26 protein-coding genes and 2 pseudogenes are annotated in these 26,910 nt (G+C 51.4%); 23 read left to right on the top strand and 5 right to left on the bottom strand.

Annotated features, from left to right (window positions below; translation table 11 throughout):
- Positions 1–302: 302 nt before the first annotated feature.
- A complete protein-coding gene (locus IC230_RS33305) occupies positions 303–1,013 on the top strand; it encodes a CPBP family intramembrane glutamic endopeptidase (RefSeq protein ID WP_191043410.1) in 711 nt (236 codons plus the stop codon).
- A 401-nt stretch (positions 1,014–1,414) separates the two neighbouring features.
- On the opposite strand, the gene IC230_RS33300 is transcribed toward IC230_RS33305, so the two are convergent.
- The 3 genes from IC230_RS33300 to parS form a co-directional block, all read right to left on the bottom strand.
- Positions 1,415–1,603, bottom strand: coding sequence for a DUF2834 domain-containing protein (locus IC230_RS33300; protein ID WP_191043409.1), 189 nt, complete (start codon positions 1,601–1,603; stop codon positions 1,415–1,417).
- Positions 1,604–1,727: 124 nt separating this feature from the next.
- The gene (locus IC230_RS33295; protein WP_191043408.1) at positions 1,728–2,201 is read right to left on the bottom strand and encodes an RES family NAD+ phosphorylase; all 474 of its coding nucleotides are present in this window, start codon (positions 2,199–2,201) and stop codon (positions 1,728–1,730) included.
- Positions 2,202–2,209: 8 nt separating this feature from the next.
- Positions 2,210–2,614 (bottom strand): type II RES/Xre toxin-antitoxin system antitoxin, encoded by a 405-nt coding sequence (gene parS / locus IC230_RS33290; RefSeq protein WP_191043407.1) that lies wholly within the window; start codon positions 2,612–2,614, stop codon positions 2,210–2,212.
- A 477-nt stretch (positions 2,615–3,091) separates the two neighbouring features.
- Between parS and IC230_RS33285 the strand changes: the two genes are divergently transcribed.
- The 19 genes and pseudogenes from IC230_RS33285 to IC230_RS33205 all read left to right on the top strand — a co-directional run bounded on the left by IC230_RS33285 (position 3,092) and on the right by IC230_RS33205 (position 23,858).
- Complete coding sequence (locus IC230_RS33285) at positions 3,092–6,379, top strand: SusC/RagA family TonB-linked outer membrane protein (RefSeq protein ID WP_191043406.1); 3,288 nt, start codon at positions 3,092–3,094, stop codon at positions 6,377–6,379.
- Between the two features lie 21 nt (positions 6,380–6,400).
- A complete protein-coding gene (locus IC230_RS33280) occupies positions 6,401–7,828 on the top strand; it encodes a SusD/RagB family nutrient-binding outer membrane lipoprotein (RefSeq protein ID WP_191043405.1) in 1,428 nt (475 codons plus the stop codon).
- Positions 7,829–8,001: 173 nt separating this feature from the next.
- Entirely contained in the window at positions 8,002–9,348 is a 1,347-nt protein-coding gene (locus tag IC230_RS33275) for an MFS transporter (protein WP_191043404.1), read from the top strand.
- 81 nt (positions 9,349–9,429) lie between these two features.
- Complete coding sequence (locus tag IC230_RS33270; RefSeq protein ID WP_191043403.1) at positions 9,430–10,734, top strand: MFS transporter; 1,305 nt, start codon at positions 9,430–9,432, stop codon at positions 10,732–10,734.
- A gap of 72 nt (positions 10,735–10,806) precedes the next feature.
- Positions 10,807–11,910, top strand: coding sequence for a glycosyltransferase (locus tag IC230_RS33265; RefSeq protein ID WP_191043402.1), 1,104 nt, complete (start codon positions 10,807–10,809; stop codon positions 11,908–11,910).
- Positions 11,911–11,919: 9 nt separating this feature from the next.
- A complete protein-coding gene (locus tag IC230_RS33260) occupies positions 11,920–12,942 on the top strand; it encodes a glycosyltransferase (protein ID WP_191043401.1) in 1,023 nt (340 codons plus the stop codon).
- On the top strand, positions 12,939–14,000 hold the full coding sequence (locus tag IC230_RS33255; RefSeq protein WP_191043400.1) for a glycosyltransferase: 1,062 nt from the start codon (positions 12,939–12,941) through the stop codon (positions 13,998–14,000). The genes IC230_RS33260 and IC230_RS33255 overlap by 4 nt, the downstream gene beginning before the upstream one ends.
- Positions 14,000–15,028 (top strand): glycosyltransferase, encoded by a 1,029-nt coding sequence (locus tag IC230_RS33250; protein ID WP_191043399.1) that lies wholly within the window; start codon positions 14,000–14,002, stop codon positions 15,026–15,028. The genes IC230_RS33255 and IC230_RS33250 overlap by 1 nt, the downstream gene beginning before the upstream one ends.
- Positions 15,021–15,854 (top strand): glycosyltransferase family 2 protein, encoded by an 834-nt coding sequence (locus tag IC230_RS33245; RefSeq protein ID WP_191043398.1) that lies wholly within the window; start codon positions 15,021–15,023, stop codon positions 15,852–15,854. The genes IC230_RS33250 and IC230_RS33245 overlap by 8 nt, the downstream gene beginning before the upstream one ends.
- Before the next feature lie 331 nt (positions 15,855–16,185).
- Positions 16,186–16,410 (top strand): annotated as a pseudogene (locus tag IC230_RS34905) (hypothetical protein); the annotation flags it as partial.
- Positions 16,411–16,473: 63 nt separating this feature from the next.
- On the top strand, positions 16,474–16,758 hold the full coding sequence (locus IC230_RS34390) for a hypothetical protein (protein WP_223861032.1): 285 nt from the start codon (positions 16,474–16,476) through the stop codon (positions 16,756–16,758).
- 17 nt (positions 16,759–16,775) lie between these two features.
- A pseudogene (locus IC230_RS34550) lies at positions 16,776–16,988 on the top strand (PAS domain-containing protein); the annotation flags it as partial.
- Complete coding sequence (locus IC230_RS33235; RefSeq protein WP_317171898.1) at positions 16,983–17,444, top strand: sensor histidine kinase; 462 nt, start codon at positions 16,983–16,985, stop codon at positions 17,442–17,444. The pseudogene IC230_RS34550 and the gene IC230_RS33235, both read left to right, overlap by 6 nt.
- 8 nt (positions 17,445–17,452) lie before the next feature.
- Positions 17,453–18,133: a hybrid sensor histidine kinase/response regulator gene (locus IC230_RS33230; RefSeq protein WP_191043395.1), complete on the top strand. Its 681-nt coding sequence runs from the start codon at positions 17,453–17,455 to the stop codon at positions 18,131–18,133.
- A 162-nt stretch (positions 18,134–18,295) separates the two neighbouring features.
- Complete coding sequence (locus IC230_RS33225; RefSeq protein WP_191043394.1) at positions 18,296–18,829, top strand: GNAT family N-acetyltransferase; 534 nt, start codon at positions 18,296–18,298, stop codon at positions 18,827–18,829.
- Positions 18,830–18,997: 168 nt separating this feature from the next.
- On the top strand, positions 18,998–19,807 hold the full coding sequence (locus IC230_RS33220) for a helix-turn-helix transcriptional regulator (protein WP_191043393.1): 810 nt from the start codon (positions 18,998–19,000) through the stop codon (positions 19,805–19,807).
- An 85-nt stretch (positions 19,808–19,892) separates the two neighbouring features.
- Complete coding sequence (locus IC230_RS33215; RefSeq protein ID WP_317171897.1) at positions 19,893–21,551, top strand: serine hydrolase domain-containing protein; 1,659 nt, start codon at positions 19,893–19,895, stop codon at positions 21,549–21,551.
- A 434-nt stretch (positions 21,552–21,985) separates the two neighbouring features.
- A complete protein-coding gene (locus IC230_RS33210; protein ID WP_191043392.1) occupies positions 21,986–23,194 on the top strand; it encodes an FAD-dependent monooxygenase in 1,209 nt (402 codons plus the stop codon).
- Between the two features lie 238 nt (positions 23,195–23,432).
- The gene (locus tag IC230_RS33205) at positions 23,433–23,858 is read left to right on the top strand and encodes a YybH family protein (RefSeq protein WP_191043391.1); all 426 of its coding nucleotides are present in this window, start codon (positions 23,433–23,435) and stop codon (positions 23,856–23,858) included.
- A 68-nt stretch (positions 23,859–23,926) separates the two neighbouring features.
- Here IC230_RS33205 and IC230_RS33200 read toward each other — a convergent pair whose 3' ends face one another.
- Both IC230_RS33200 and IC230_RS33195 read right to left on the bottom strand, forming a co-directional pair.
- Positions 23,927–24,505 (bottom strand): hypothetical protein, encoded by a 579-nt coding sequence (locus IC230_RS33200; protein ID WP_191043390.1) that lies wholly within the window; start codon positions 24,503–24,505, stop codon positions 23,927–23,929.
- Positions 24,506–24,520: 15 nt separating this feature from the next.
- Positions 24,521–24,916, bottom strand: coding sequence for a hypothetical protein (locus IC230_RS33195; RefSeq protein ID WP_191043389.1), 396 nt, complete (start codon positions 24,914–24,916; stop codon positions 24,521–24,523).
- A gap of 612 nt (positions 24,917–25,528) precedes the next feature.
- Between IC230_RS33195 and IC230_RS33190 the strand changes: the two genes are divergently transcribed.
- The 3 genes from IC230_RS33190 (at position 25,529) to IC230_RS33180 (ending at position 26,801) form a co-directional block, all read left to right on the top strand.
- Positions 25,529–25,798: an energy transducer TonB gene (locus IC230_RS33190; protein WP_191043388.1), complete on the top strand. Its 270-nt coding sequence runs from the start codon at positions 25,529–25,531 to the stop codon at positions 25,796–25,798.
- A gap of 69 nt (positions 25,799–25,867) precedes the next feature.
- On the top strand, positions 25,868–26,491 hold the full coding sequence (locus IC230_RS33185; protein ID WP_191043387.1) for a hypothetical protein: 624 nt from the start codon (positions 25,868–25,870) through the stop codon (positions 26,489–26,491).
- A gap of 148 nt (positions 26,492–26,639) precedes the next feature.
- Positions 26,640–26,801: a hypothetical protein gene (locus tag IC230_RS33180; RefSeq protein WP_191043386.1), complete on the top strand. Its 162-nt coding sequence runs from the start codon at positions 26,640–26,642 to the stop codon at positions 26,799–26,801.
- The last annotated feature ends 109 nt before the right edge of the window (positions 26,802–26,910 follow it).

The following is a 26,910-nucleotide window of genomic DNA, read 5'->3' as shown; positions in this document are numbered from 1 at the left end:
TCCGTTTTTCTAGGTTGAATTCTGTCAATTCCTACTATCCGACTTATTTCAATTAACTATTCTCATCAAATGCTCCCCAAAACGAGATGAGGGGGCGTTCCTATTTTACTTTTCAAACCGGGCCTAGCCATCGACTAAATACGAACACTTTCCGAAGCTACGCACTTTGTGACAAGTTGTCCCCGCCAAATGCAGATAGCTCACCCACCTTTTTCATTCCTCTTCTCACTTGGATACTACTCTCAAACCTACTTGCTTGCCGTTCTGAGGCTGGCTAGGCCAAGTTTTACTAAATTGCCCGGATGAATGACTATTTAATCCTGACTATTATCTGCTTACTTTTGGCGCTACTGGGGTTTGTTGGCGGTAGGAGGCAACTGCTTACAAACCAATTCTACATTCCCTTCGGTTTAAGCGGTTTCATCTTCGCTGGATTGTATGGCTTTCAAGTGACTCGTCAAGTGGTGGTCCCTTGGTTGGGCTTGGGCGACAAGCTGAATCACCTCCTGTTTTATGATTACGGGAACGGGCTTGTGGGGCTACTACCCTTAGCGCTTGGCCTGCTGCTGATTGGCAAGTATGGGCTACACATGGAGTATAGTGAGCAATGGAGCGGGACGACCAGGTATAGGTTTGCTTCGTTGAGATATGGACTGATTGCCGGACTAATCCTAGGCACTATTCCCGTACTGATCGTGGCTGCAATGGGACAGACATTTAGTCCTAAAGTTGACCTGTATCGCTACGGCATCAACGGGGTTACCAATCTGTATGAAGAGATCATTTGTCGCGGATTGCTGTTGGCTTGTTGCGTTCGCTATTGGACCAGACTATGGGCCGTGGTGTGGACATCGGTGGTGTTCGGCCTCGCTCATGGGTTAACCGAAAAGAGCATAGCCATTGGGTTGGGGGCTGGGCTGCTGGCCTGGGCAGTACTGAAGGCAAAGAGTTTGTGGGCGGGTTGGACCAGCCATCAGCTGACGGATCTGGTAGTGGATACATTTTTACCCTAACTGGGTGAGGCTGCCGACTTGCCAGCCGATTGATAGGTTGAATGGGTAGCAACGGGGTGAGCTGCGGCGGCTGGCGCCAGGGGATGAAATGCGTGTGAACTTTGGTGATTTTCTCAATTTGGATCTGCCCTTACCGATCTCAAATAAGGCTCCCAATTGAGACAAAGTAAGCTTCATCAGCGGTCAGCAAAGCCAGACATGTACTAGCTAACCCTGTTTTCAATAGTAGTCTGATGATCTAACGGACAGTAGCGGTCTGCCATTGCTTAGTCATCACCATTCCTAACGTATCCTGCTTCTTTCTCACAGATACAGAAACAGCGGTAAGCCCGACCGCCCGCTAAAAACAAGCTAACGTAGGCTACCTAATAGTAGTCAATCGGTTGTTTGTGCCGTTCTTGTTAAATCAACACCAGAACGATGAGGGCGGAGATGAGCACATCCCAGGCAAAAAACGAGGACACGTGATTAACGAAGAGTTGCTCAAAGAAAGGGTCGAAATCAAGGCCATACTCGGTGAGAAATCCATAAAATTGGGTCAGGGGTAGCAGGGTTCCTAGAGTGGCTAACCCCAAATAGATCGATTTCATTGGTTTACCAATGTGCGTAATGAAGTAGGTCAGTCGATCTACTAAAATTTAAGATTCTCAAAAACTGCTACTATCTCAGACGAAGAAACGTTCATAAAAAGACTGCTTCAATAATCCTATGGCGTTACGAGGTGCGCCAGAGCCGAGGATCAATAGGGAAAGGCTTGGCGCTGACAACATCAATTTCAGGAAACAACCCATGAGCTGGATGTAAGAGATAGTTGTAGGATTCGGCGACTACGGCTGAGGGTACACCCATAATCAGCACATCAGGATTGGCTAGCCAGTTAGCCATATAACGATGATTGTCCGTAAAGCTGGCTTCATTGCGCCAGTTAACCGGCAGCTCTTCCAGGCTGAGCACTCGCCGACTATCTGGAACAGATAGCGTAAGTAGCATCAGCCGGGGCAGGTCCTCATAAGGCAGTGTTGGCAAGTGAACCATTTGTTCGAGCAAGGCCAACTCAGGACTGGCTGAAGTGTAGAGGATGCCCCGACCAGCAGAATGCCAGCGGCCACTATGCAAACGGGCGCCTTCTGCTGACAAGGGCGTGCTTAAAAACCGCTCTTTAATCAAGCGATAAACAGTATAGCTCATAGCTGACGTTACGCGTAGATGCCGTGCTCAATGCGGCCCAGCACGGTATGGACCATCCCAAAGCCAACCAGCGTGTCTAACAAAGCCAGTGGGGTTTGCCGGTGGAGTTCGGCCAGGGGCACTCGTAACCAGCGGCTCAACACATCAGCTCGCTCATCGAACACGTCTAGGCCATGGCGAATCAGGGCTTCCAGCAACAGGAGCCGCTCAGAGGCATTGCTGTCGAGCCGTACCTCGGGGCGAAGTCGGTGCAGGGTACGCTCCGAGAGATTAAGGATAGGGGCCATCTCTTTGTCGGTTAGTCCAATCAACTGAGCCACTTCGTCGGCCTTATGCCGACTGAGACCAGCGCGAGCCTGCTCGACTAAGCCAAAGCCGCTATCCTCTCGACCTGTTTCAATAACTAGCTCCATAATAAGTGCTATTTGGCACGAATATATATGCCATTTGACGTAAAGACAAATTTGGGGACACAACTTGGCTAATTAGCCAGTTTAATCAGGGTTTCATGTAATATTTCTGCATGAGCCGATTAGAACATTCATGTATCTGCTTCAGAAAATGAGCATTTTAGAAAAAACACCGTCACTGCATGACTAATCGAGTGGCTGAAATCATCGCTTCTTGCGGTTTCGATTGCTAAGTAGTAAGCAAAAGCTAGTATATAATTTTTGCCCGCGTTGGCGTCTCGGCTGCAATTACCTATTCTCGGTAGTCGATGCATGAACATCCTTGACTTGTCAGCTAATTGCTTTAGAGATTTCCTGAAACATTTAGCTTGAACACTTCTTCATTTTAACAGGCGGCATCACTTGTTGTTTGACCGTTGTGCAGTCTTCTTTCGGACAAGCTGCGTCCAGATCAAATCTTTACGTTTTCAACTAATTAGCATGAGTAAACTAGTACTAATAAGCGTATGCGTACTTTTACCGTATTGTGGGCAAGTGTGGGCACAGAATCGACAAATTCGGGGTAGCGTTACCGTTGAAGGAAGCCTAGAAGGTTTCTCCGGAGCCAATATCACAGTCAAAGGCACGTCAATCGGGACTATTACCAATGCAACTGGCACCTACACGTTAAGCGTGCCTTCCACTGCCGATACGCTGGTCTTTTCGGCCATCGGGATGGAAACCGTTGAACAACCCATCAACGGCCGCACTAGCCTCGACGTCCAGCTGCGGACAGAATCCAGAGTCCTCAACGAGGTTATTATTACAGCCATCGGGACCCGGACCGAACGGGATAAGTTTGCCTCATCGGTTTCAACAGTCAACGGGACGGCCATTACCCGAACGGGCGAAACTGGACTGCTGACAGGTTTGAGTGGCAAGGCATCGGGCGTCCTAGTTACCCGAAACGGGGGCGACCCCGGTGCGGGGGCGTATATACAGATTCGTGGGCAGAATACGATCAACGGAAACGCCCAGCCGCTATTCATCGTAGACGGGATTCCGGTCAGCAATGCCACCGATAATCTGGGCACAGCCGCCGGGAACGGGATCGTGCAGCAGTCGCGCATTAATGACATCAACCCCGAAGACATCGAAACGATGGAAGTACTGAAAGGGGCTTCGGCAGCGGCTTTGTGGGGTACGCGGGCCGCCAACGGGGTGGTCATCATCACGACGAAAAAAGGCAAGGATTCGAAGGGTAAAATCAACATTACGTTCAAATCGACGGTATCCGTTGACCGGGTGAACAAAATGCCGCCGTTGCAGCACACCTACGGCCAGGGATCGGGTGGCCTGTACGTGCAGGGCCAGCGAAACAGCTTCGGCGACCTCATTGCCGACCGAACGGGTGGCCCCGATACGTACATTACCGACCCGAAAGCATCCGGCTATCAGGGATTCACTACGTTCCCCGACGGCACGCAGCGTTACGCCATCGCATCGGGAACGGCCGCCAATCCGAACGGGGGCAAAAATGCGCGGGATACCTACGACCACACCACCGATGCGTTCCAGACGGGCCACTTTACCGACAACAGCCTTAACCTCAGCGGGGGCAACAGCCGGACCAACTTCATGGTCAGTTATGCCAATCTGACCCAGAAGGGCGTCATCAAATCGTACAGTGATTACCAGCGCAACACTGCCCGCGTGAACGTATCGAGTCAGTTTACGGATTGGTTTCGGGCATCGGCCAATGTGGGGTATGCCAAGATTTACTCATCGCGGGTGCAGGAGGGAGACAACGTCGATGGGATTATGTTAGGCGCCTTGCGAACACCACCCGATTTTGACAACAGCTATTACACCGGTACATACACGAGTCCGACTGGACAGGTTTATAACAACGCACACGTATCGTACCGGAATCCGCTGGGTAAGGATTTGAGCACCATTTATGCCAACCCCATCTGGACGATCAATAACAACCGCAATACCAGCGACGTCGACCGCCTGACCGGCAACATCGAACTGGACATCACGCCTGTATCCTGGCTGACGGTGACGGGTCGAACCGGAATCGACAATTTTACAGACAACCGGCTGGAACGTTTCGCCCGCAATTCAGCCCTGCAACTGAATGGGTACCTGTCGAAAAACTGGATCACCGAGAAGCAGTTCAACACCGACGTTTTTGCCAATGCCAGCAAGACGTTCAGCAATAATTTCAGCGGTTCACTGTTGCTGGGGGGTAATTACAACAGTCGCCGACGAGCCACCCTATCGGACGCGATTACCAATCTGATCGTACCGACGGCGCCCGATATTCTGACCAACGCGCTCAACTCGAACCTGACAGCGGGAAACACCAATTCGCTCATCCGTACGTACGCCTACTACGCGCAGGCCGAACTTCAGGCGTACAACCAATTGTTTCTGACCCTCACCGGCCGCAACGAAAGTGCCTCGACCTTCGGGGCCAGAACCAGCGCCAGTTTCTTCTTTCCTTCGGCTGCGCTGGCCTGGCAGTTTAGCCAGTTGAAAGGGCTGGAGAACAGTTCGTGGCTCAGCTTCGGGAAACTGCGGCTTACGTGGGGACAGGTTGGTATTCAGCCGCAGCCCTACCTGAATTTCACGACGTTCGGCCCGGCTAACTTCGCGGATATGTTCACCAGGGGCGTAACCGGTACCAGCGCGCTGTACAGCGGAGGCTACATCCGCAGCACCACGGCGGGTAACGATTTCCTGCGGCCCGAACGGAAAACCGAAGCCGAAATTGGGGTCGATCTGCGCTTCCTCAAGAACCGGATCAACCTGTCGGCCACCGCCTACAGCAATGACACCCGCGACGTTATCCTATCGCTGAACGTGCCCAACGAAACCGGCTACACGATTCGCAACAGCAACGCAGCCGAACTGTCGAACAAAGGACTGGAACTGGACGTAAGCGCCGACCTATTGCCCAAGGGTAATTTTAGCTGGAATGTGTCTGCCAATTATTCCATGAACCGCAACAACGTAGTGTCGCTGGCGGGGGCGTCGGTGTACACGCTGCCCGACAGCTACATGCAGAACGCATCACTGATTCCGGGCCAGCCCTTCGGTATTTTTTACTCGACCGATTTCCGGAAAAATGAATCCGGCAATTACCTGCTCGATGCCAATGGGTTTCCGCAGGCGGGTATCAGCAACGAGATCATCGGGAATCCGAACCCTCGCTGGCGGGGCGGATTAGGCAGTACGTTTGGCAACAAAGGATTGTCGCTGTACGTATTGTTCGACCGGGTGGCGGGCAACGATTTCTTTAACGGCACCCGCGGGTCACTTTACAACTTCGGCGTCCATGCCGATCAGGGGTATACCGTTGTAGCCCCGGCGGGTGGCCTGAAGGATGTTAACGGCACGGTTATTCCGGCAGGAACGGCGTTTCAGGGGCAGATCCGGGATTTCGGAGCGGGGCCGGTAGCCATCAATCAGGCATGGTGGCAGGGCCGGGGCTCGGCGTCCAACTCAGCCTCGTATAAGCAGTTCGTCGAAGATGCGAGCGTATCGCGGCTGCGCGAAATCACACTCACCTACAGCCTACGCAGTCCCGGTTTCCGTCGGACCACTCACCTCTCTAACGTCGATTTCAGCCTGACCGGCCGTAACCTGGTTCTCTGGACCAAGTACACGGGTACCGATCCGGAGGTGAACATTACGGGGGCAGGACTGTCGCGCGGGCAGGACTGGTTTACCAACCCTAACACGAAATCGATTCTCTTTTCGGTACGCATCAGTTATTAGTGACCTCTTCCAAAGACAAACATGAAAAAATGGTTTTCCTATACATTAATTATTGCGTTTCTAACGATTAATGGACTGAGCAGTTGCCAGCGTCTGTTCGTAGAGCCGAATATTCAGAGCAATCCCAACGCGGTGACAGATGTTGACGTGGCGACGTTGCTGGCGGGGACGCTACTGGGAGTGTCGTTTCTGCACGAAGACACCGACGTTCGCATTGCTTCGATATGGGCGGGAGAACTGAACGGTCTGTCGCGGGCGCATCAGGGGTTTGCCCAGTACATCGTTTCGTCGCAGAGTTTTACCTGGAGTCCGCTGTATCCGGTGGGTAGCCAGGCCCGGTTGATTCAAACGAAAGCCGACGCCGTTGGCGACAAATGGACGAAGGGCGTCGGACAGGTGCTGGAAGCGCTGGTGATTGCCAAAGCAACGGCCCTGTACGGGGACGTTCCCTACAGCCAGGCTTTCAACGACGTGACCTACCCTACCCCCGTGTTCGATAAACAGGCCGACGTTTACGCAGCTCTCCAGACCACTCTCGACAACGCCATCTCAAATCTATCAGCCTCAACAGGACTGGCCTTTTCGACGCAGGATTTTATCTACAAAGGCGACGTAACAAAGTGGAAAGCAGCCGCCAATACCTTAAAGGCCAGGCTGTATCTGCACACCGGCGACTACGCCAAAGCCATTGCCAGCGCCAGCCAGGGCATCAGCAGCACGGCGGGCGACGCTCTGATTCCGCACGGTACGAGCCTGGGCGTAGACTTAAACCAGAATTACGATTTCTTCCGGGTCAACCGGGCGGGCGACACCGGTTTCGACGGCGCATACTTACCCAAACTGTTACAATCGCGGATCCAGTCAGCCAACACAAAAACCGACGAAACGGCGCTTTACAACCATTATATCAAGGTGGGGATTACAGCCACCGGCAGCCTGGACCCGAACACTGTCGACGGCGCGTTCACGGCCAGCGCCCCCCACCCCATTCTCACGTACTATGAAAATCAGTTGATCATTGCCGAATCACAGGCGCGCCTGGGGGTCACGGACAACGCCCTGGCCGCGCTCAACACGGTTCGGGCGGGGCTGGCAACGGGTTACGTCAACGGCAAATCCCTTCCGGCATCGGGGCGAAAATACGACGCCTATACGCTGGACGATTTTGGTACAACCGGTCTGGCGAATCCAACCCGCTTAGCCAGCGTTCAGACCGCCTTACTGTACGAGATTATCAGCCAGCGTTACGTCCTGCTGCTGATGCAATACGAAGCGTTTAACGATTACCGTCGGCTGGCCAAAGCAACGCCGGTGGTACAGCTACCCATCCCGCTGTACACCGGAACGCAAAAACCGCAGCGGTTCATTTATCCGCAGGGCGAAATCAACACCAACCCAAACGTACCCAATCCTCTTCCTGATCAGTTCACGAAAGTGTCGGTGTTTTAGAAAGGGGGGATTGGTGATCCTCGTCAATGCACTTTTTGCCATCCCGACGCAGGAGGGATCTTTGGCAATAGGAAACCTTTCCGGCAATCACCGAAGATCCCTCCTGCGTCGGGATGACAGAAAAAAAACAGTTCCTGTTCCCACTTCATTAACCAACCGCTACCCCACTTCTCATGACGCTTAGCCATCCGTTTCCGGCCCTTTCTAACCGGGCATTTGTTCGGTATTTCAATTTCACCGCGTTGTACTTTGCCGAAGGACTGAATATGGGCATGTTGTTCGTCGGTATTCCTGCCTGGATGGCCATGCAGAATAAGACGCCGACCGAAATCGGGGCCTTTGCTACGGCCTGCGCGCTGCCCTGGACGTTTAAGTTTGTGGTCGCGCCACTCATGGACCGGTATACCTACCTGCCGATGGGCCGAAAGCGTCCCTGGGTCCTTTTTGGTCAATTGGGGCTGATGGCCAGCTTGCTGGTTATGGCGTTCGTACCCGACCCGCTGTCGAACTTACAGCTATTTATGGGGGCTGCTTTTCTGGTTTCGGCCTTTGGGGCTATTCAGGATGCGGCTACGGATGGGATGGCGGTCGACGTGATTCCGGGCGACGAGCAGGCGCGGGCGAACGGATTTATGGGGGGCGCGCGTATGATCGGCAGTTCTCTGTCACTGGCCGGAGGAAGCTGGCTACTAAACCATTACGATTTCAAAGTCGCCACGCTGGCGCTCGCCTTGCTGATCGGGTTGCTGACGGTCGTCCCGATTCTCCTGCGGGAAGAACCAGGCGAAAAAATCGTACCCTGGACACCGGGAAAGCCTTCGACAGCGACTCAGAAAATGCAGATCACCCGCTGGTCGACGATTCTCAGGGCGTTGTGGAGTTTGTTTCGGCTGAAAAATTCATTGCTGGTTGCCGTTCTGGTTTTCATTACGCAGGGTTCCTACAACTATTTTGAGACCTTGCTACCCCTTTTTACGGTAAAAATAGCTGGCTGGACCAACGTCTCCTATTCAAGAGCCTTTGCTACCGCTGACCTGATCGGTGGCGTTGGCGGGATGTTGCTGGGAGGCTACCTCATCGAACGGTTCGGGAAGAAGCGCATGATCAGCATTTATCTTTTACTGATCATGTCCATAACAGCCGCTTTAGTTGTCCTGAAATCCTACTGGACAAACGATACATTTATCTACGCGTTTATTATCACTTACCGATGGTTAAACGCCTTTGCGAAGATCGGGGTGTATGCCGTTGCGATGGAATGCTGCTCGAAGCTGGTATCCGCCAGTCAGTTTACATTTTACATGACCATCGGCGCCGTCGGTTCGATGGTGGGCGCTACGTTCATCGGGCCGATTAAAGAGCATTTTAGCTGGGAGATCACATTCCTGTTGTTTGCCGCGCTGATGGCACTGGCCTGGGTATGCCTGCTGCTGTTAAACATCGGCAAACTGAACAGGCAGATCAACGAACTGGAAACAAAAGAACAGCCTGCCCAGCCTGCCTATTCTGAAAGTATGTAAGCCGTTATTTAGTCTACAGCTTGGTTGGGGTGACAGAAAGCCGCTAATTGATCCAGGTGCATGCCCTTTTCCCTAAACTCAATGTTAAAGAAACCATCTCTCGGAATCATCTTTGCAATTGCTTTACTCGACGTTATTGCAGCGAATGGATTAGGGCCCCTACTAACCGATTATCTCATCAACCTACCGGCCCAATCGGTGATGCTAACGGCGGGTACCGCCCTGATGCTGAGTATCCAGCTTGCGTTTTCACCCGCCATCGGCTATTGGTCCGACAAACGGGGCCGACGGCCCGCAACAATTGCAACGACCATTGCCTCAACCCTTACAACGCTGCTGTTGATACCGGTACAAACCTGGGGGTATATCGCGAACCGCTGTTTCAAAGGGGCTACCAACGGATTGTATTCCGTGATGCGCTCATCCGTAGCGGACCTGACCGAAAAAGATGAACTGCTCAGGTATGCAGGTCTGATGAGCTTCGTTGTGGGTTCTGGAACAATTTTGGGACCAATGTGCGCCGGTTGGCTTATGCTCGTTTTTAGTGAAGCCCGACTGAGCCCGCTACCCATCGTAACGTTGCTGATCGCGCTTGGCATTGTCAACGTATGCCTGGCGTTTCTATTTAAGGAAACCAGCCCTAAACACGACCCCGTTACTTTCAAAGAGATTGCGCAGAAGGGAGGAAATGCCCTGAAAGTTGTGTCCTTGTGGAAACAACTGGCCGATGCCGATGAGGAGATGCCTGGCCTGAAACCGCTCTTCCTGTTAAACATCCTGGCCACCCTGGGTATGGGCTATTACGCCTTTTTCGTCGCCTTCCTGACCAAGAGCAGTCTGATTATGACGCCACGCGAGACGGTTCAGTTTTTTATGTATTTCGGGGGTCTGGCCGTAGCGGCAAACCTTATTTTCTTTACGTACATCGCCCAACGCGTCAACAAGCGCAAAGTCATTCTGTTTCTGGCCTCCCTGAGCGTCGTGTTACAGGTGCTCTATGCTTTTTCGAAGTCGTCCGTTACGTTGCTGTACGTCGTAGCAGGCGTCGATGCTATAACGGTCTCTATCTTGACGGGCATTACCGGCAGTCTCCTGTCTGTTATGATCAAAGAAGGCAATAGCCAAGGGGAAATGTTCGGCAACATTCAGGGGTTGGGGGGTATGGCTACGTTTGCCACCGCGCTGGTCAACAGTTTATTGTCGGGAGTAAGCATGAAAGCCCCTTTCTTCTTCGGTGCCCTCAGCATGGCGGCCGTCGTGATCTGGACCATCCGCTTACCCGAAGCGACCCGGCAATACACGGACATCAAATCAGTTCACGAATTAGGAACCACACGGAAACCAAATGACCCGCTACCCAACGGGACTTCCAACAAAACACCATAAAACACGCAATCAACCGAATCGGCCTGCTTTTAATCCATACACCTGTATGGGGCCAACAGAGCTGCTTTTATTATGAATATTTTACTTGTGTCAGGTCCTGGCATATCCCTGAAAGAGCCCTATAACAGCGGCATTGAAGCGTTTATCGTTTCACTCGCCAGCCAGCTTGTTGGTGAAGGGCATACGGTAAGTATTGTTGCAGGCGAGGCAGCGTCCGGCGCTGAATTCACACTTATCAATCCGTTTCCTGGATCGTCTACCGATAAACCTAATTTTTTTGAACGCTTTAGGGAAAAGCGTCAGTTCAGAAAGCTGGCTGTCGACTCCTATGATGTGATTCACTACAACATGTTTTATCCGCATCTGTTAAGGGCAGGCTTGCCATTCAATAAACCTTCGTTTCTGACGCTGCATTCACCGGCGGACAAAAACCGAATAGCCGTGTATAAAGAACTTTCCCGGCGAAGCGATATGACATTCGTTGCCATATCGGAAAGGGTCAAACGGGAATGGGACCAGGCGCTTGGTATAAACATACCACTCATACACAACGGCATAGACATGAATCTTTGGCCGACGAGCAGCTCCAGGGGCCGTGAGTACCTGCTGTGGTCGGCCCGAATCAACGAAGAGAAAAATGTTGCAGCGGCCATTCGCGTAGCAAAACACATGCAGCTGCCGCTGAAGATCGCTGGCCGAATTGCGGACCAGCATTATTTTGATAAGCGGGTTAAACCGTATCTGGACAATCAAATTGAGTATGTTGGTCACGTAACGCAACGTGAACTGAGCAGCCTGGCCAAAAAAGCGTCTGCTTATCTGGCAACGGCAACCTGGCAGGAGCCGTTTGGGTTGGCAGCTCTGGAGATGCTGGCGAGCGGTGTGCCAGTCGTAGGATTTGATACGGCTGTTCCGCCCAGTTGGGCGCATGAAAGTGTATCCACGACGGCGTCGCTCCGTTGGCAAGACTTAGTAGAGCTGGTCGAAAAAAGTCATACGATCAGTCCAGGTACCTGTGCCGCCTTTGCTTCGAACATGAATATTCAACACATGACGTCGAGCTACGTTAAGCTCTATAGAGCCGTATTGCGGCAACAAGAAACTGGTGAAAAAGCCATTCTTGTGGAAGACCGCGGATTACCAGGGGCCGCTCACCAACCGCAACCCTTAACGTAGCGCTGACCTATGAACATTGCGGTTATAGCCAAAACGAGACTGCCGATAGCGGAGCCATTTCGAGGAGGCTTGGAAGCGTTCACCCACGCACTGTGCACAGCGTACATACGTCTCGGTCACCACATCACGCTGTATGCCCATGCAGATAGCGACCCTGAGCTGAATGTGAAAGGATTTTACGGCGATGCGCATCGGGAAGACAGGCTATTCGACCTCTATGAGACCGACGAATACCTATCCATACTGGCGGATATTGAGCAACATGATTTTGATGTCGTTCATAACAATTCGACGCATGAATTACCCATACTATGGGGAATGAAGGCGCAGATGCCGGTAGTCACAACCATCCATACGCCACCCATCAGCAAATTAAAAGCAGCGATTACGCTTTGCTCGGGTTCCGAAAATCTTCATTTCGTTGTGCCTTCCCAATCGTTTGACGCTACGTGGCAGCCCTACCTGCATAATGGCTCCACCATCATTCCTAACGGTGTCGACCTGGCAGAGTGGCCGCTGGTCCGTAAAAACCGGCACTACCTGTTCTGGTTTGGCCGGATCGTGCACGCTAAAGGGCTGGACATCGTGATCGACGCGGCCCACGAGCTGAACATGCCGGTAAAGTTTGCCGGACCGCTCGATGATAAAACGTATTTTGAGGACCAGATCAGGCCACGCATGACGGGAACAGATACCTACCTTGGTCATTTAAACCAGACTGAACTACGGATGCACCTGGAAGGGGCAGCCGCTATGGTCAATGCCGTCCGCTGGGAAGAGCCGTTTGGCCTCACGACCATCGAGGCCATGTCGTCGGGCGTGCCGGTAGCCGGGTTTGACCGCGGTGCTTTTCGGGAACTGGTAAATGCGGAAAGCGGAGTTGTGGCTGAGCAGAAAAACGTGAAATCGCTCGCTAAAGCAATCGTCGCTGCGATACCACTGGAGAGCGCCAACGTAAGGCGCCACGCCGAAACATTTTCGCTGAAAACGATGGCTGAGCGATACATAACGTATTTTGAGAACGTACGATGAAGATACTCCTGGTTGCCGGTCCGTTCATCTCGCTGCGTGAGCCGTATAATGGCGGCACGGAAGCATTCATCGTCGAGCTCGCCAACGAATTAGTACGCCTGGGGCATATCGTTGATGTCATAGCCAAAGATGCCGACGAAATAAATCTGTTTCAGGTGATTGAATTTCGTGAAAGCTCGTTCAGCATGAAAGATGATTCGTACCGGGCCTGTCCGGAATGGCTCGGCCAGCAGCACTATCAGACGCTACAGTACGGACTGTTCGACGTTAGTCGGTACGACGTCATCCACTACAATTCATTTATACCCGAAATTTATGCCGTCGGCGCACTCGTCAAAACGCCAAGCGTACTCACACTGCACCTGCCGCCAACCGAGAAATTTGTCCTGATGTATAAATTTTTCATGAAGCATGCGCCAGTCGTACCGATCGGTATTTCAAATCGAATGGGCGAACAGTGGATGGCTGCACTCGGCAGTGATGTAGACGTAATCTTAAATGGACTAGTGCTCCATAAATGGCCCTTACACGCAAGAAAGACTGACGGGTATTTGTTATGGAGCGGGCGAATTGCCAGAGAAAAGAACGTGGAAGCCGCGATCCAGCTGGCTACTTATTTAAAACAGCCACTCAAGATTGTCGGCCCCGTATTTGACAACCACTATTTCCGTGATCACGTGCAGCCGCAGTTAAATGAACATATTGACTATATACCCCATGCCACTCAGCAGCAATTAAGTAAACTGGCGGCAGGTGCTTCGGCCTATCTGGCAACCGCTACCTGGGAGGAGCCCTTCGGCTTGAGTACGGTGGAAATGCTGGCCAGCGGTTTACCCGTAGTCGGGTTTACGACCGCCATTCCTCCGGAACTGCGCCACGAAAACGTATCCATAGCCGTTGACTCACAGGACTGGCGGGATCTGCTGAAGCCGCTACTTATCGCCAGACAGTCGGAACCGGAAGCGTGTCGGGAATTTGCAGCCTCATTCGATATGGCAAGCATGTCGGCAGCGTATGTAAACGTTTACGAACGCGTGATACAACCGGCCAGGATCTGATGAAGAAGCCAACGATATTCTATTTCGTACATGCCCACGGTAACGGCCATCGGGCAACATTCAATCTGCTGTACCCGGCATTGTCCGTCTTTTTTAAGGTTATCGCGCTAACGACGAACAACGAAGTCACGGAGTATTTGCGTCAAAAACACGACGTTGACGTGCTGGAGCTGCCGCCAAAATACCCGGCGGGCTATGCCATACCAGTGCATACGTTTTCGAAAGCGTTTGAAGTGACCCCGTACGCGATTGAACCGGCCGGGCGGGCCAAAGCACTGGCCGAAGCGATCGAGCGCTACCGGCCCAGAGCTTTCTACTGCGACGGTGTTCCTGAGCTGGCCATCATGGTTCGGGGCATGGGCGTCCCCGTCGTGTTGGTGCACCTGCCCGGACATGTTATGAACGATCCGACACAGGTCTTTGCGCATGAACTGGCGGATCATATCGTCGCTCATTTTCCGGCTTCGCTGGAACAGGCATACTACCCATTTGCGGCCAAAACCTACTACAGCGGCTATATGTCACAGTATGCTGGCCGTGGGTCGAAGCCAGACAACAGCCTGACTATAAATAACATAACAATTTTGCTAGGCTACGATAATTACGATAGATCGGTGCTTCAAGCGATGACGAACGATCAGCACACACCGTTTACGATTATCGGCAATAAGCTGGATTACGAATTAGCGCAAAACTGTGTACTGCTCGGCCCGGTTAAAGACATCAGCGAAGCGATTACCGGAGACGTCGTGATTTCGGCCGCTGGTCAAAACACCATTGCCGAACTGTTGTCGCTTAATAAACGGTTGATCCTTCTTCCGGAGCCCAGACCCTATGATGAGCAACTGGTCCATGCGACTATGCTAGCGAATCAACAGATTGCCCTGTTAGCACAGGAAACGTTCAGCCCTGAGCAGTGGCAAAACATACGGCAAAAAGCGAACGTATTGACCCCTTCGTACGAAAATCTGGTGAATACATCAGCACCCGAAGCAATAGCGCATCAACTAAGAGATTGGTATGCCTAAATTCAGTGTGGTAACGATTGTTAAAGGAAGGCGAAATCAATTAGCCAATCTTCTGTACGCGGTAAAAGCCTCGACGATCCTCCCCTACGATATACAAATCGTTTGTATGGACGACCCGGACGGAATTACCATTCCTGAGGGTTTGCCCGTGAGCATCCATGTAAGTAGCGAAACCCATGAACTGCCCCTCGCTGCAGCCCGAAATAAGGGAATTACCGCTACAAAAACGGACAACATCATCTTTATAGACGTTGACTGCATCGTTTCGCCAACCCTGTTTGCCCGTATGCTGACGGGTTTAAAGCCTGAAACTATACTTACTGCTTATCCTTTGTATCTGCCGATCGTGCCAGACACAGGAAATTATGGTGATCTACAGCATAAAGCGGTTCCACACCCTGCTCGGGAACGCATACCGGTCGGCCAGCCGGTTAATCATCTGCAATTCTGGTCGTTGATATTTGCTATTCAAAAAAAGACGTTTAAGACGATTGGTGGCTTTGACGAATCTTTTACAGGGTATGGGGCAGAAGATACCGATTTTGCCATGATGTTTCATCGGGCGGGTGTCGAGCTGATCTTTGTACACGACTACGTATTACACCAGTATCACGATAAACATGATCCACCGGTAAACCATTTCAATTCGATTATCCAGAACGCCAGGCGATACCAGCAGAAATGGAATGTGTTGCCCATGCAGCGCTGGTTGAAAGGATTCGAAGACATGGGCTTGATTCAAATAGACGAGGCAGATACCATCACCGTCCGTCAAAAACCGACGGATAGCCAGCTAAAAAATAGTATTTCGCCCCATCCGTATTGATGCCTACATCTGTAGTGACGGGGAAGCTCCTTAAATCTTCTACATTTGTTCTGATAGGTCTCGATAGCTTGGTAAGCTTTACTGATTTAACCAGAGCAGCCGTATTCAAAAGCGGCTAACAGTTACTACCCATGCAAATTCTCAAGAAACGCTCCTGCATGAGATGAATGTATTTCACCTATATGTTCTTAAGTAGAGTATTTAAGCAGATCAATTGATCGATACGGCTTTACCTGATCCATCAAGCCTTGAGTACCCAGCCTCGTTATTTACCCCTTAGCCTAACCTATTCGAATCCCGCTAGTTGACATTACTACAGGACCTGTTTTTTATGAATCCACTCGATCAACCCAGTGAGCCCCCCGACCCCCATCCGTATCGAGCCCTCATCCAGCACATGCCCCTGGGCTTCTGCCTGCTGGAAGCCCTAGCGAGTGAAACCAGCCCACGAATCGATTACCGATTCGTGGACGTCAATCCCCTTTTTGAAGAACAAACCGGACTCGCTAGCCCCCTGGTCAAGACGATCACTCAACTCCAACCCCCGGACGGGCAATCTTGGAGGGAACTGGGTGACCAGGTGCTTCAGACCAATAAGCCCGTTCACCAGAGAACAGCATTGACCCACTTAACCCATGAGGGGGGCAGCTATGATCTCTTGGCCTTCCCCCTGGGGACTGCTCACCACCCACAGATAGCCATTCTTTGCCAGTTCGGTAGCCAACCCCTACCAAGCCAACAAGCAAAAACCCAAGAGTCCCTGCGCGAAGCCGATCAGCGCTTCCGGCTGGCCATCGAAGCGGTCCAGATGGCCAATTGGGAGTGGCATATCCTGACCGATCAGGTGTACTGGAATGAGCAGCACTTCCGGCTCTTTGGCATGCCCCCCAGAGCGGTCCCTTAGCATCCGAGGCCTTTGTAAATCATATTCATCCCCAGGATCGGCCGTATGTATCGAATTTGTTAACCAAGGCCGTCGAGCAGCAAGGCTTGTTTGATGCCAAGTTTCGCATTACTCGCGACGATGGGGTGCTGCGCTGGATGAGTGGCTACGGCCGGGTGATCGAGCAGCACCAGGGCCGCTCAGTGCGCATGAGCGGAATCATGTTCGACATCACCGATCGGAAAGTGGCCCAGGAGGCCCTTCTCCAGGCGGACCAAAGGAAAGATGAGTTTTTGGCCATGCTAGCTCATGAGCTGCGTAACCCCCTGGCCACCGTGCGCAACGGCCTGACCATTCTGGGCCTGACGGGCCAAGCCGATGCGACGACGAGTCAAACGGTGAGCATGATGAACCGTCAGGTCGATCATCTGGTGCGCATGGTCGATGACTTGCTGGACGTGAGCCGCATCAGCCGGGGCAAGATTGAGCTGCGCTGGGAACGGCTCGACTTGAGAGACCTGGTAGTGGACGTTCTTGAGGCCATACGCCCCCAGTATGAACTTAGCCACAAAGGCTTGCACGCGAGTTTTTGGCCATCGGCGCTGGTTCTACGGGGGGATGCCACCCGGCTGACCCAGGCCCTCACCAATCTGCTCACCAATGGCTTACGCTACACGTACGCTACACGGGCGAGAATGGGCAAGTAGGGGTGAGCTTGCGGGCTCAAAATGGAGAGGCCGTTTTGGCGATAGCCGACAATGGCGTTGGGCTAGAGCCGGATCAGCTACAAACGGTTTTCGACTTATTTGTGCAGGGCGACAATTCGCTGGCTCGTTCGCAGGGGGGGCTGGGGGTGGGCCTGACGTTGGCTAAACGCTTGATCGAGTTGCACGGGGGACGCATCGAAGCCCAGAGTCCGGGCTTGGGAAAGGGTAGTACGTTCATTGTCTGTTTACCGCTCTTAGAGGCCGTCGAAGGGATTACCACGGCCCTCACCAGCCCAGACACGCCAACCCAAGTGCATCGCTTTTTAGTGATTGATGATAACGCGGATGCGGCCTTGACGTTGTCGATGCTGTTGACCCTAAAAGGCTATGAAGTCCACAGCCGCCCCAGTGGTCAGGAAGGGATTCAGGCGGCAGCTGTTCTTGAGCCTACCGTTATTTTGTGCGATATCGGCATGCCTGAGCTGGACGGCTACCAAACGGCCCGTCTGATCCGGCAGCAAACGTGGGGCCAAACCTTGGTTTTTGTGGCCATCACGGGCTATGGGCAGGTTGACGACAAGCAGCGCGCCCAAGAAGCGGGTTTCGATGCGCATCTGGTCAAGCCCATTGACCTCGACGAGCTGGTGCGCTTACTAACGCGTTACCGAGCTACTTCAAAAGAAACGTAAACGTTGCCCCGTTGTTTTGGCGGGTCGTCCTAAGCGCTCATCCGCTAGGAAAAGGTTCATACATTGCCTTCGAAAAAGGGCGTTTGAAGAGACCAAATAAGCAACCCGAATTTTGTACTTTTATAGGGAGTACTATTTATCGCTCGTTAGGTTAAGTCCGCTATGATTGACCCGCTTACTATTCATGTTCGTCAGGAGCAAAGCTCCGACCACCAAGCCACCGAAGCGCTAGCCTTAGCGGCCTTTGATCCCGATCCTAGAGTGGCTGAATTGGTTCGGCGCTTGCGGGCCTCGGACTCCCTCATTACGGAATTAAACTTAGTGGCTCAAGTTGAGAATAGGATTGTGGGACACCTGATGTTTAGTCGAGCTCGGATCACCTCGGGTCACGAACTGGCGCTGCTCTCACCCTTAGGCGTGTTGCCTAAGTTCCAACGGCAACATATTGGCTCTGCTTTGATGCTCCATGCCCTGACTTGGTTAAAAACCAGTCCGTATCCACTAGTTATCTTAGAAGGCGTTCCTTCTTACTATCCCCGATTTGGTTTTGTAGCGGCCCATCCCTTAGGGATTAATCCGCCGTTTGATTTACCTCCAGCGGTATGGCAGGCTTACCGCTTACCAGCTTATAGCACTCAGGTAAGGGGAATGGTCCATTATCCAGAACCCTTTGATTTTCTTCATATAGAACCCTAAGCCTGTTGGACAATCAAACATTATGATAAACAAGCTCTCGAAAGTTGAAATTTTCACAAAACGCTCATTCCATGCGATCGCTATAAGTTGAGCCACACACGGGGACTCACATCCCTAAAAGGCTGATAATAAAATTAGCTATATTAGCCCATCAACTCGTCCTCCAGCATGATCAACCGGACAACCGGTCAGTTTTATGGCCAAACCAGTGCGTTAATTCAGGTTGAAGGACTGACGCTGACGGATACCGAGTATACCCATGATTTTGTCGATTGGCATTATCATCAGAACGCGTACTTCACCTTTATTCTGGAAGGGGGCGTGCTGGAAGGCAACAAACAACACACCTATCACTGCTCGGCGGGCAGTCTACTGTTTCATCACTGGCAGGAGGCTCACTACAACAAAAAGCCCCCGGGCTTCACCCGAGGCTTCCACCTGGAACTGGAACCCCAATGGCTGACCCGCTTCGATTTAGATCTAAATCGGGTACAGGGTAGCCTGAATCTCGCCGATCCCCAGCTAAAAGTGTTGTTCTATCAACTCTTTATGGAGTCAAAAGTGACCGATATAACCCGGCCCTTAGCCATTCAATCGGTGTTGATTGAGGTGGTTTCCCGCCTGGTCCGCGATGGGCAGGCCACCGACCGAAATCGACCGGCTTGGGTCAACCAGCTTAGAGATGTCTTACAGGATACGCCTACCCAGAACTGGACCCTACCCGCCTTAGCCCAAACGGTAGGCATTCATCCGGTCCATCTCTCGCGCTCGTTCGAGCAGTACTTCCACTGTAGCTTGAGTCAGTATATCCGAACCATCCGGATTCAGCACGCCCTGGCGCTGATGCCCCAAAAACATACCTCTTTGACGGATATTGCCTTGGCGTGTGGCTTTGCCGACCAGAGCCATTTTATCCGCTGTTTCAAGGCTTTATGTGGGGATAAGCCGTTGGCCTACCGCCGTCATTTACTCCGATAAGCACCCATGTTAATTTTATTCTATTTTGGGCCGGGCTTGACTCCTACTTTTGTTTGATGAATCTATTCAAACAACCTGCTCAATCGTGATTCGCTCGCTACTGCTTACCCATTTAGTGCTCATCAGCATCCTACCGGCTTGGGGACAAACCCTGGCGTTGGCAACCAATCATCCTCCTGTCTCGTCGGTCCACCAAGCTCATCAAGGCCAATTGACGTTTGCGGCCCGTGACATCCCCCTTGACCATTACCAAGCGTCGGACTTTCTAACGGATTACACCCTAACGCCAAAAAGTGAACTGTTTATCACCGCCTTTCTGGCGAAGCCTTTGAGCGACTATTTGGCGAAGCTAGCTCCCCAACAGTCGGCAACCGAGCGGATCGGTTTGGGCAGCTACCAATTTTCGTTTTATGTGGATCGCAAGCTGGTTTATACGGGCAACCTGCCACCGGATCATATTGAAGCAGTCGCCAAACAAACCCAAACCGTACTCCGCCAGCCCTTCGTTGCCTATCCCCGGCAACGCAAGTGGGGGGAATCGATCTGGACCCTGTTTCTGCGCAACGGTGGCCAGCAGGCCCTGACCGAAGGCAAGCATACGTTTACCCTGGAAATGCGTCCCTTTCTGAGTGATCCTGCCCTAAAAGTAGGGCCAATCATAGCCCAGGGCCAATTAGTCTTGGATGTTCAGTTAGACCCTGTGATTGATCCGGCCACGGTTCAGTTAAGCCCGCTGACACCCTATACTGGCATAGCCATATCCTCAGATAAGATCGATGTGGATCATATCAAAACGTTGAAGGGAAAGATTAATGCGTCCGTTTTCAAAGACATTACCAGTGTGGTTGTGCTCAAAAACGGGCAGTTGCTGATGGAGGAATATTTTAACGGGGCTAACCGCCAGACGCTGCACGATGTGCGCTCGGTTGGCAAGTCGTTTGCCTCTACCGCAGCGGGCATCGCCATCGGGGAGGGCTATTTGATGAGCGAACAGCAAGGCTTGAAGGATTTCTACCGCTTGAAAGATTTTGACCACTACTCGCCCCAAAAAGACAACACCACGCTGAAAGAGCTGCTGACGATGAGTTCAGTCTTCGAGGGGGATGATGATCGGCGGGAGTCGGCGGGTAATGAGGAAAACATGTATCCCACCCCGAACTGGGTCAAGTTTGCCCTGGATTTACCCGTTGATTCAGTTCGAAAAGCGGGCGAATGGCACTATTTTACCGCCGGGGTTGTGATAATAGGCGACATTCTTGACAAGACGGTACCCGGCGGCCTGGAACGCTATGCCGATCAGAAGCTCTTTGGTCCTTTAGGCATTACGGCGTATAAATGGCAATATACTCCCCAAAAGGTAGCTAACACGGCGGGTGGTATTCGGATGAACGCGCTGGATTTCGCTAAGTATGGCCAGTTGTACAAGAACGGGGGGGCTTGGCAGGGCCAGCAACTGATCCCCAAAGTCTGGATTGACAAGACGTTTACTCGGCATAAAGCTATCCCTGGCCGCTCCGGCGAGTATTATGGCTACCTATTCTGGAATAGAACGTACCATGTTAATGACAAACTGTACGAAACCTACTATTGTGCGGGCAACGGGGGCAACAAGATCTACATTTTCAAGGATCAGCCGTTAGTGGTTGTGATCACGGCAACGGCTTTCGGCACTCCCTACGCTCACGCGCAGGTTGATAAGATGATGGAGGAATACATCTTACCAGCGACCCTAGATTCTCGCTAGTAGATCGTGTTCCCCAGCTCACAACTTTTGATAAATATAGGTTGCTGCTGATGTGTGATAAAAGCAATACGTTTTTGAGCGAACTAAGGCCTGACAACGATTCAATAGACGAGGCTTACTTGCACTAAGTGGCGTTGACCATCATTTAAAATAATCATCTCGAAAACGCTCCTACTTGAAACGATCGATTGATTCTGGCTGATCGGCTTCGGAGGAAGAAGCCTAACCCATCGACTCAAACCACCCCCTCCGGTTGAGGCCAGAGTCGCCTTAACAGCCAGCGACAGCGGCCAACCACTGACTTCTAATGTACCACCAGCTGGGCTGGCCTCAACTCCTAAACTTAAGTACCTATAAGTAGTTATACTTAGAAAACCCCTATTGGTGACGCATTCTACGCACAGCACCAAAAACTAAATTATGGGTTGCCCCCTATGACCAAACAAAACGCGCGAATCCTCATTGCCGGTGCCAGTATTGCGGGACCAACCCTGGCCTATTGGCTCCACAAACATGGCTTCGAGGTAACAATTATCGAAAAAGCGCCCGCCCTGCGACTCGGTGGCCAAAGTATCGATGCCAGCGGACCCGCCCGCCAAATTGCCCGCTGGATGGGCCTTGAGCCCGCCATCCGGGCCGTCAGCTCGAACGAAGCGGGCATCCAGTGGGTTGACAAAAACAACCACATCGAGGCCGCTTTCCCCCGGGATCACCCCCTCAGCATCACCGATGAGATGGAGATTCTGCGGGGGGATCTGGTCAACATCCTCTATGAACTCACCCGTCAGCAGGTAACCTACCGATTCAACGCCCAGATTGAGCGGCTAGACCAAGACGATCAGCAGGTGAGCGTTACCTTTTCGGATGGCCAGTGTGAGCACTATGACTTGGTCATTGCCGCCGATGGGATCCGCTCAAAAACCCGAAAACTAATCTTCGAGGATGAATCCGTCTTCAAATATTTGGGGGTCTGTGTGGCCTATCTAACCATTCCCCGGGCCCCAACCGATACCAACTGGGCCCGCTGGTACACCGCCGATGAGTCGCGGATCATCCTGCTTCGCTCGGACAGCAAAGGCACCACCCGAGCCTCTGTTCTGTTTCTGTATCCGCAAACCGATTTTGAAAAGCTGGCCCCCCAGGATCACAAATCCTTAGTGCTAAGCAAATTAGCGGATGCCGGTTGGGAAGCCTCTCGGCTTAGCGAGGCCATTGAAAAGGGGGAAGAAATGTATTTCGATGGCATCGGCCAGATCAAAGCCCCTCAATGGTTCAAGGGTCGTCTGGGCATGATTGGCGACGCGGCTTATTGTCCCTCCCCCATCACGGGGCGGGGCGTTACCCTGGCCATGGTGGGGGCGTATCTGCTGGCGGGTGAATTATCGCGCCACCAACGCTTCGAGGATGCTTTTTCGAGCTACGAGGGGCTGATGCGTCCTTATGTCGAATCGGTGCAAGGGCTGCCACCGGGAGTTCCTGAGCTGCTGTATCCGAGCAGTGCTACGGGCGTAGCGATCGTCAATAAACTGGCGGGTTTACTGTCGAGTCGTGCGGTCAAGACGGTGATCAATCTGTTGAAGCCCTCGGCTGACCAGGCTGATCAACAACTGAACGGCCTGGCCTTACCCCGGTATGGCTTTTAGGGCTGGATTTACGGTCTTGTTCTTGGTTTGTCTCTTTGGGAAGGTCACAAACGGCTAGTTGGCGTTGACAGTTAAAAAAAACGTCTCTTAAAACCCTCCTCCCTGAGACAATAAAACCATCATGAATCTGACTGTAGGATAGATTCTAATTGAAAATCAAATACAACCATTGGCAGAGTAAAGGACAAACCATTCGTATTCTGGCATGTTATTAGCAGGTAATCAAGCCTTTAGATCAATGTCAAACCAAGATCAGATTGAACAAATCATTCGAGGTCAGGAACAGGCCGTTCAGCAGAAGAATATTGATGGGGCAATGGCTTCCTACTCGACGGATGTAGTCTCATTTGACGTAGTCAACACGCTACAAAAAGTAGGACTACAAGCTTGTCGAGAACGGTTAGAAAGTTGGCTGTCTCAATTTCCAGGGTCTTTTTCCTACGCGATTGAAAAGCTATCCGTCGTTGCCAGTGACGAACTCGGCTTTGGCTATTCGTTTAATCATGTCAAGGGGGCACTAGCTAATGGTGATGAGATTAATATGCGATGGCGATCAACCGTTTGCTTAAGCAAACAGAACGGCCACTGGCTGATTATTCACGAGCATAGTTCGGTACCGTATGATGCTAAAAGTGGCCAAGCATTGATCAAGTTAGAAGAATAAATGTAGGGTATCCAGCTATCTCACCGAACCCTGATTATTAAGAGAAGGCTTATTTGGCTAATCATCGATTAGAAGTGATAACTGATGCCCGTACCCAAGGCCGAACTTACACCCGCTTCCTGAAGACTACTTACCCGAAAGCGCCCATCCACGCTCCAGCGCTCATCAAACTGCCAAGCGTATTCGGCCGCAAGGTGCCAGCCAGTGGTCAAGCCACGTTGTAGCCGCCGATCAATCGCGTAACTGCCTCCACCAAGGGTGCTCGCCCCCCGGTAAAGGTCATCACGTCGGTACCAGGCCGATAGGCCCCCACATAGCCGCAAGGCGTGATGCGGGCTGGATAAAGCATCGACCAGCACGCTTAGCTCTGTAGTGAACCGCTCGCGCCGATTAGGGCCTGGATCAATGGTATTGAATAATTGATTAGTGGTTGTAATGTGCATGTACCCAGCTTCAGCGGCTATGATGATGCGGTCCTGGCGAAGATGCCTGGCCAGGCGGGCAATGTAGCGAGGATTAATATCGTCGGGCGCATCTAAAGTCGTCAGATCAACACCCAGGCGCGCTGAATACCGTTTGAGGGGGCTTTGCCCCCGAAGTACTCCCGAGATCACTAAGCCCGTTGCCAGTAAAATAAACCGGTTCATAGAAAGTTCCACACATTATTGACAGTACCATTCCATCGTAAGCGAACCCGTGGTTCCTGGAAAGCCCGTGACTTGTAGCTCAACTTCCTCCCGCGAGTAAAAATCTTGGCTCAGCTGCCGATCGGTGTGGGTCCCCGCGGCTAAGGTATCCTGCAAAGCGGGGTAACGCTGCTGCCCCGCTTCTAAGTAATAAACCGACAGGGCGACGGGCCGGTTAACCGTTCCAGTAATCCGAAGCGTCATGTTGCTAGGGTATTTGTCACGAGCGGCTAATCGGGAGCGAACTGGGGTAGTAAAATTGTCGATGTAGAGCCGCTTATAGGATCGGTCCAACAGGGTCACTTCTCGACAGCTGACCAACCAGAAGCCTAGGCTGATGAGATAAAGACGGGTAAAGCTAGATCGTTTCATAGGTTGAGTAGTTACCCTTGACCCTGAATCATTGGTTGGGTGTCGAATATACTACAAATTGAACTATGTGTTGTAACGGCGCTGGTAGTCGTGCGTAAAGCCGTCTGGAAGCGGGCTGTCAGCGGGCGTGTAGGCAAGGGAAGTTGCCGAATTGCTACGAACCTCCATGGTGGATCGATGAGGCTTATTGCCATCTTTTCATTAAACGAAACGAAATTACTACCTGCACACTCAATCTCCTTAATCGCTCCCACCTGAGACGAGGGCGTATCTATAATTCGGGCGTTAATGGAGATGCTTCTTCTCGGTTTATAACTGTGTTGAGGGTCCCGCTCTGGCGGGCAGCTATTGAATGAAAAGCCGAGTTTTGGCTACTCACTAGTGATGATTTTATTTTAACTATTTTGCTATTTGTTTGTATATTTAAGGGTTAATTAATATAGCGGTACTTACAAAATCACCCCTAACATGCCTACGTCCGTTCTTATTACAGTAGTGATAGCTCTATTTTGGCTGCCTCTTCGGGCCTAAACAGTTCAAACCGATTCTAGCTCAACGCCTGACCATCCAATTTACACCGTTGTCCAACAGCAATCCGAATTTCCGGGTGGGATGAGTAGACTAGGTCAGTACATCAGTGAGAATCTACGGTATCCCAAAGCAGCCCAAGCAGCGGGATTAGCTGGACGGGTTTTTATTCGATTCCTGATTAATAAACAGGGTGGCATTGAGCAGGTGAAAGTCTTAAAGGGGGTGTCCCCTGAGATCGATACGGAAGCAATTAGAATGGTGGCCAGTATGTCCAGTTGGCTTCCCGGCAAAGTGGATGGCCAAGCTGTCGATTGCTTTTATAATTTGCCCATCAACTTTTCTGTTCGGTGAAGGAGTACAGCTCGCGGATAAGATTATTGACTTATTCAAAAACTTGTTCAGAAAAAATAGTGGATCAAGATGTTTGACGAACATATTGGCACTTATACAATAGTTTCTTACATGAAATACTTCATAGCTTGGTACTACTTGCTTCCCCTTGGACTTGCCCCTCATTTCGCCCAAGCTCAAGCTGGCTACCCTCCACCTTGCGATCAGATCAAGCAAGTAAAACTAGACACCGATCAGAATAAGCGACTGATCTTGATCAACTTCATGCGTAACTGTGTCGGTAAGTACTGGCTGAATGATAAGGGAATTGTGCTGTTAAGAGAGTACCAGAATGAACAGGGTAAATTGTGTTGGTTGCTCTTACCCAGTATTGATGATAGCTATAAAGATAACCCGCCTAACCGCTTTGCCTCATTTGAGGGGGATATTATTCTGGTTTTTGACGCTGATTCAAATCGAAACGTTAAGCCAACGATCGGTGATAAAACTTTATTGAATCAATGCTTAGAGCAAATTATTGGCGACCGTGTTTATACTCGACCTGTCATTAAAGGCCGCTGGACGGATATGGTATTACCCTTTACGGATCGTAAGATGAAAGAGGGTGCCCATCGTCATGCATTGGGAAATGGGGGAAGCCTACTTATTATTTTCAATTCAGATGGGAGCTATGAGAAATTGTTGCCTGTTTAAGATTATGCTAAGTTAGCTTACCAACTGCACTCTGGTCAAATTTTAGTATGTTTAGGTTATTGTTTTTCAGTTAGTTAAAGCTAAAAATTCATGAACACTCCTAACACTCGAGATACTACCCGATGGGTAACGGAATGGATCGAATACAATGAGTCAACGTAAGCTCACATCAGTGGAAAAAAAAGGTGGAGGTATCGCAGCCGTTAAGGCCATTGCTGAAGAGAAAGGTGTTCATTTATTACTAGTCGAAGATGACAAAGGGAATGAACTGGTAGCAGCCAGTATGAAGCCCTTTAAAGTAGTTTGCTGAATAACTACAGTACTTTAATACTGAAGTTGTGCAAAGTTTAAGATGTCGCATCAGAAGGCCGCAAAAGGCCAACCAATGTAGAGCTAGCCAATTACTGGCCTTGGTTTCA

This window comes from Spirosoma validum (genome assembly GCF_014699035.1).
GTDB classification, from domain to species: Bacteria; Bacteroidota; Bacteroidia; order Cytophagales; family Spirosomataceae; genus Spirosoma; species Spirosoma validum.
The sequence above is the reverse complement of the archived record's forward strand: the minus strand, read 5'-3'. Positions and strand labels throughout refer to the sequence as shown.

What these genes read in the sequence shown, in the direction of transcription:
- IC230_RS33200 (WP_191043390.1), bottom strand. Translation starts at nt 24,505, where the DNA reads ATGAACCGGTTTATTTTACTGGCAACGGGCTTAGTGATCTCGGGAGTA.
- IC230_RS33205 (WP_191043391.1), top strand. Translation starts at nt 23,433, where the DNA reads ATGTCAAACCAAGATCAGATTGAACAAATCATTCGAGGTCAGGAACAG.
- IC230_RS33285 (WP_191043406.1), top strand. Translation starts at nt 3,092, where the DNA reads ATGAGTAAACTAGTACTAATAAGCGTATGCGTACTTTTACCGTATTGT.
- IC230_RS33190 (WP_191043388.1), top strand. Translation starts at nt 25,529, where the DNA reads ATGAGTAGACTAGGTCAGTACATCAGTGAGAATCTACGGTATCCCAAA.
- IC230_RS33280 (WP_191043405.1), top strand. Translation starts at nt 6,401, where the DNA reads ATGAAAAAATGGTTTTCCTATACATTAATTATTGCGTTTCTAACGATT.
- parS (WP_191043407.1), bottom strand. Translation starts at nt 2,614, where the DNA reads ATGGAGCTAGTTATTGAAACAGGTCGAGAGGATAGCGGCTTTGGCTTA.
- IC230_RS33305 (WP_191043410.1), top strand. Translation starts at nt 303, where the DNA reads ATGAATGACTATTTAATCCTGACTATTATCTGCTTACTTTTGGCGCTA.
- IC230_RS33245 (WP_191043398.1), top strand. Translation starts at nt 15,021, where the DNA reads ATGCCTAAATTCAGTGTGGTAACGATTGTTAAAGGAAGGCGAAATCAA.
- IC230_RS33265 (WP_191043402.1), top strand. Translation starts at nt 10,807, where the DNA reads ATGAATATTTTACTTGTGTCAGGTCCTGGCATATCCCTGAAAGAGCCC.
- IC230_RS33270 (WP_191043403.1), top strand. Translation starts at nt 9,430, where the DNA reads ATGTTAAAGAAACCATCTCTCGGAATCATCTTTGCAATTGCTTTACTC.
- IC230_RS33250 (WP_191043399.1), top strand. Translation starts at nt 14,000, where the DNA reads ATGAAGAAGCCAACGATATTCTATTTCGTACATGCCCACGGTAACGGC.
- IC230_RS33275 (WP_191043404.1), top strand. Translation starts at nt 8,002, where the DNA reads ATGACGCTTAGCCATCCGTTTCCGGCCCTTTCTAACCGGGCATTTGTT.
- IC230_RS33220 (WP_191043393.1), top strand. Translation starts at nt 18,998, where the DNA reads ATGATCAACCGGACAACCGGTCAGTTTTATGGCCAAACCAGTGCGTTA.
- IC230_RS33225 (WP_191043394.1), top strand. Translation starts at nt 18,296, where the DNA reads ATGATTGACCCGCTTACTATTCATGTTCGTCAGGAGCAAAGCTCCGAC.
- IC230_RS33295 (WP_191043408.1), bottom strand. Translation starts at nt 2,201, where the DNA reads ATGAGCTATACTGTTTATCGCTTGATTAAAGAGCGGTTTTTAAGCACG.
- IC230_RS33210 (WP_191043392.1), top strand. Translation starts at nt 21,986, where the DNA reads ATGACCAAACAAAACGCGCGAATCCTCATTGCCGGTGCCAGTATTGCG.
- IC230_RS33185 (WP_191043387.1), top strand. Translation starts at nt 25,868, where the DNA reads ATGTTTGACGAACATATTGGCACTTATACAATAGTTTCTTACATGAAA.
- IC230_RS33260 (WP_191043401.1), top strand. Translation starts at nt 11,920, where the DNA reads ATGAACATTGCGGTTATAGCCAAAACGAGACTGCCGATAGCGGAGCCA.
- IC230_RS33255 (WP_191043400.1), top strand. Translation starts at nt 12,939, where the DNA reads ATGAAGATACTCCTGGTTGCCGGTCCGTTCATCTCGCTGCGTGAGCCG.
- IC230_RS33180 (WP_191043386.1), top strand. Translation starts at nt 26,640, where the DNA reads ATGAGTCAACGTAAGCTCACATCAGTGGAAAAAAAAGGTGGAGGTATC.
- IC230_RS33195 (WP_191043389.1), bottom strand. Translation starts at nt 24,916, where the DNA reads ATGAAACGATCTAGCTTTACCCGTCTTTATCTCATCAGCCTAGGCTTC.
- IC230_RS33300 (WP_191043409.1), bottom strand. Translation starts at nt 1,603, where the DNA reads ATGAAATCGATCTATTTGGGGTTAGCCACTCTAGGAACCCTGCTACCC.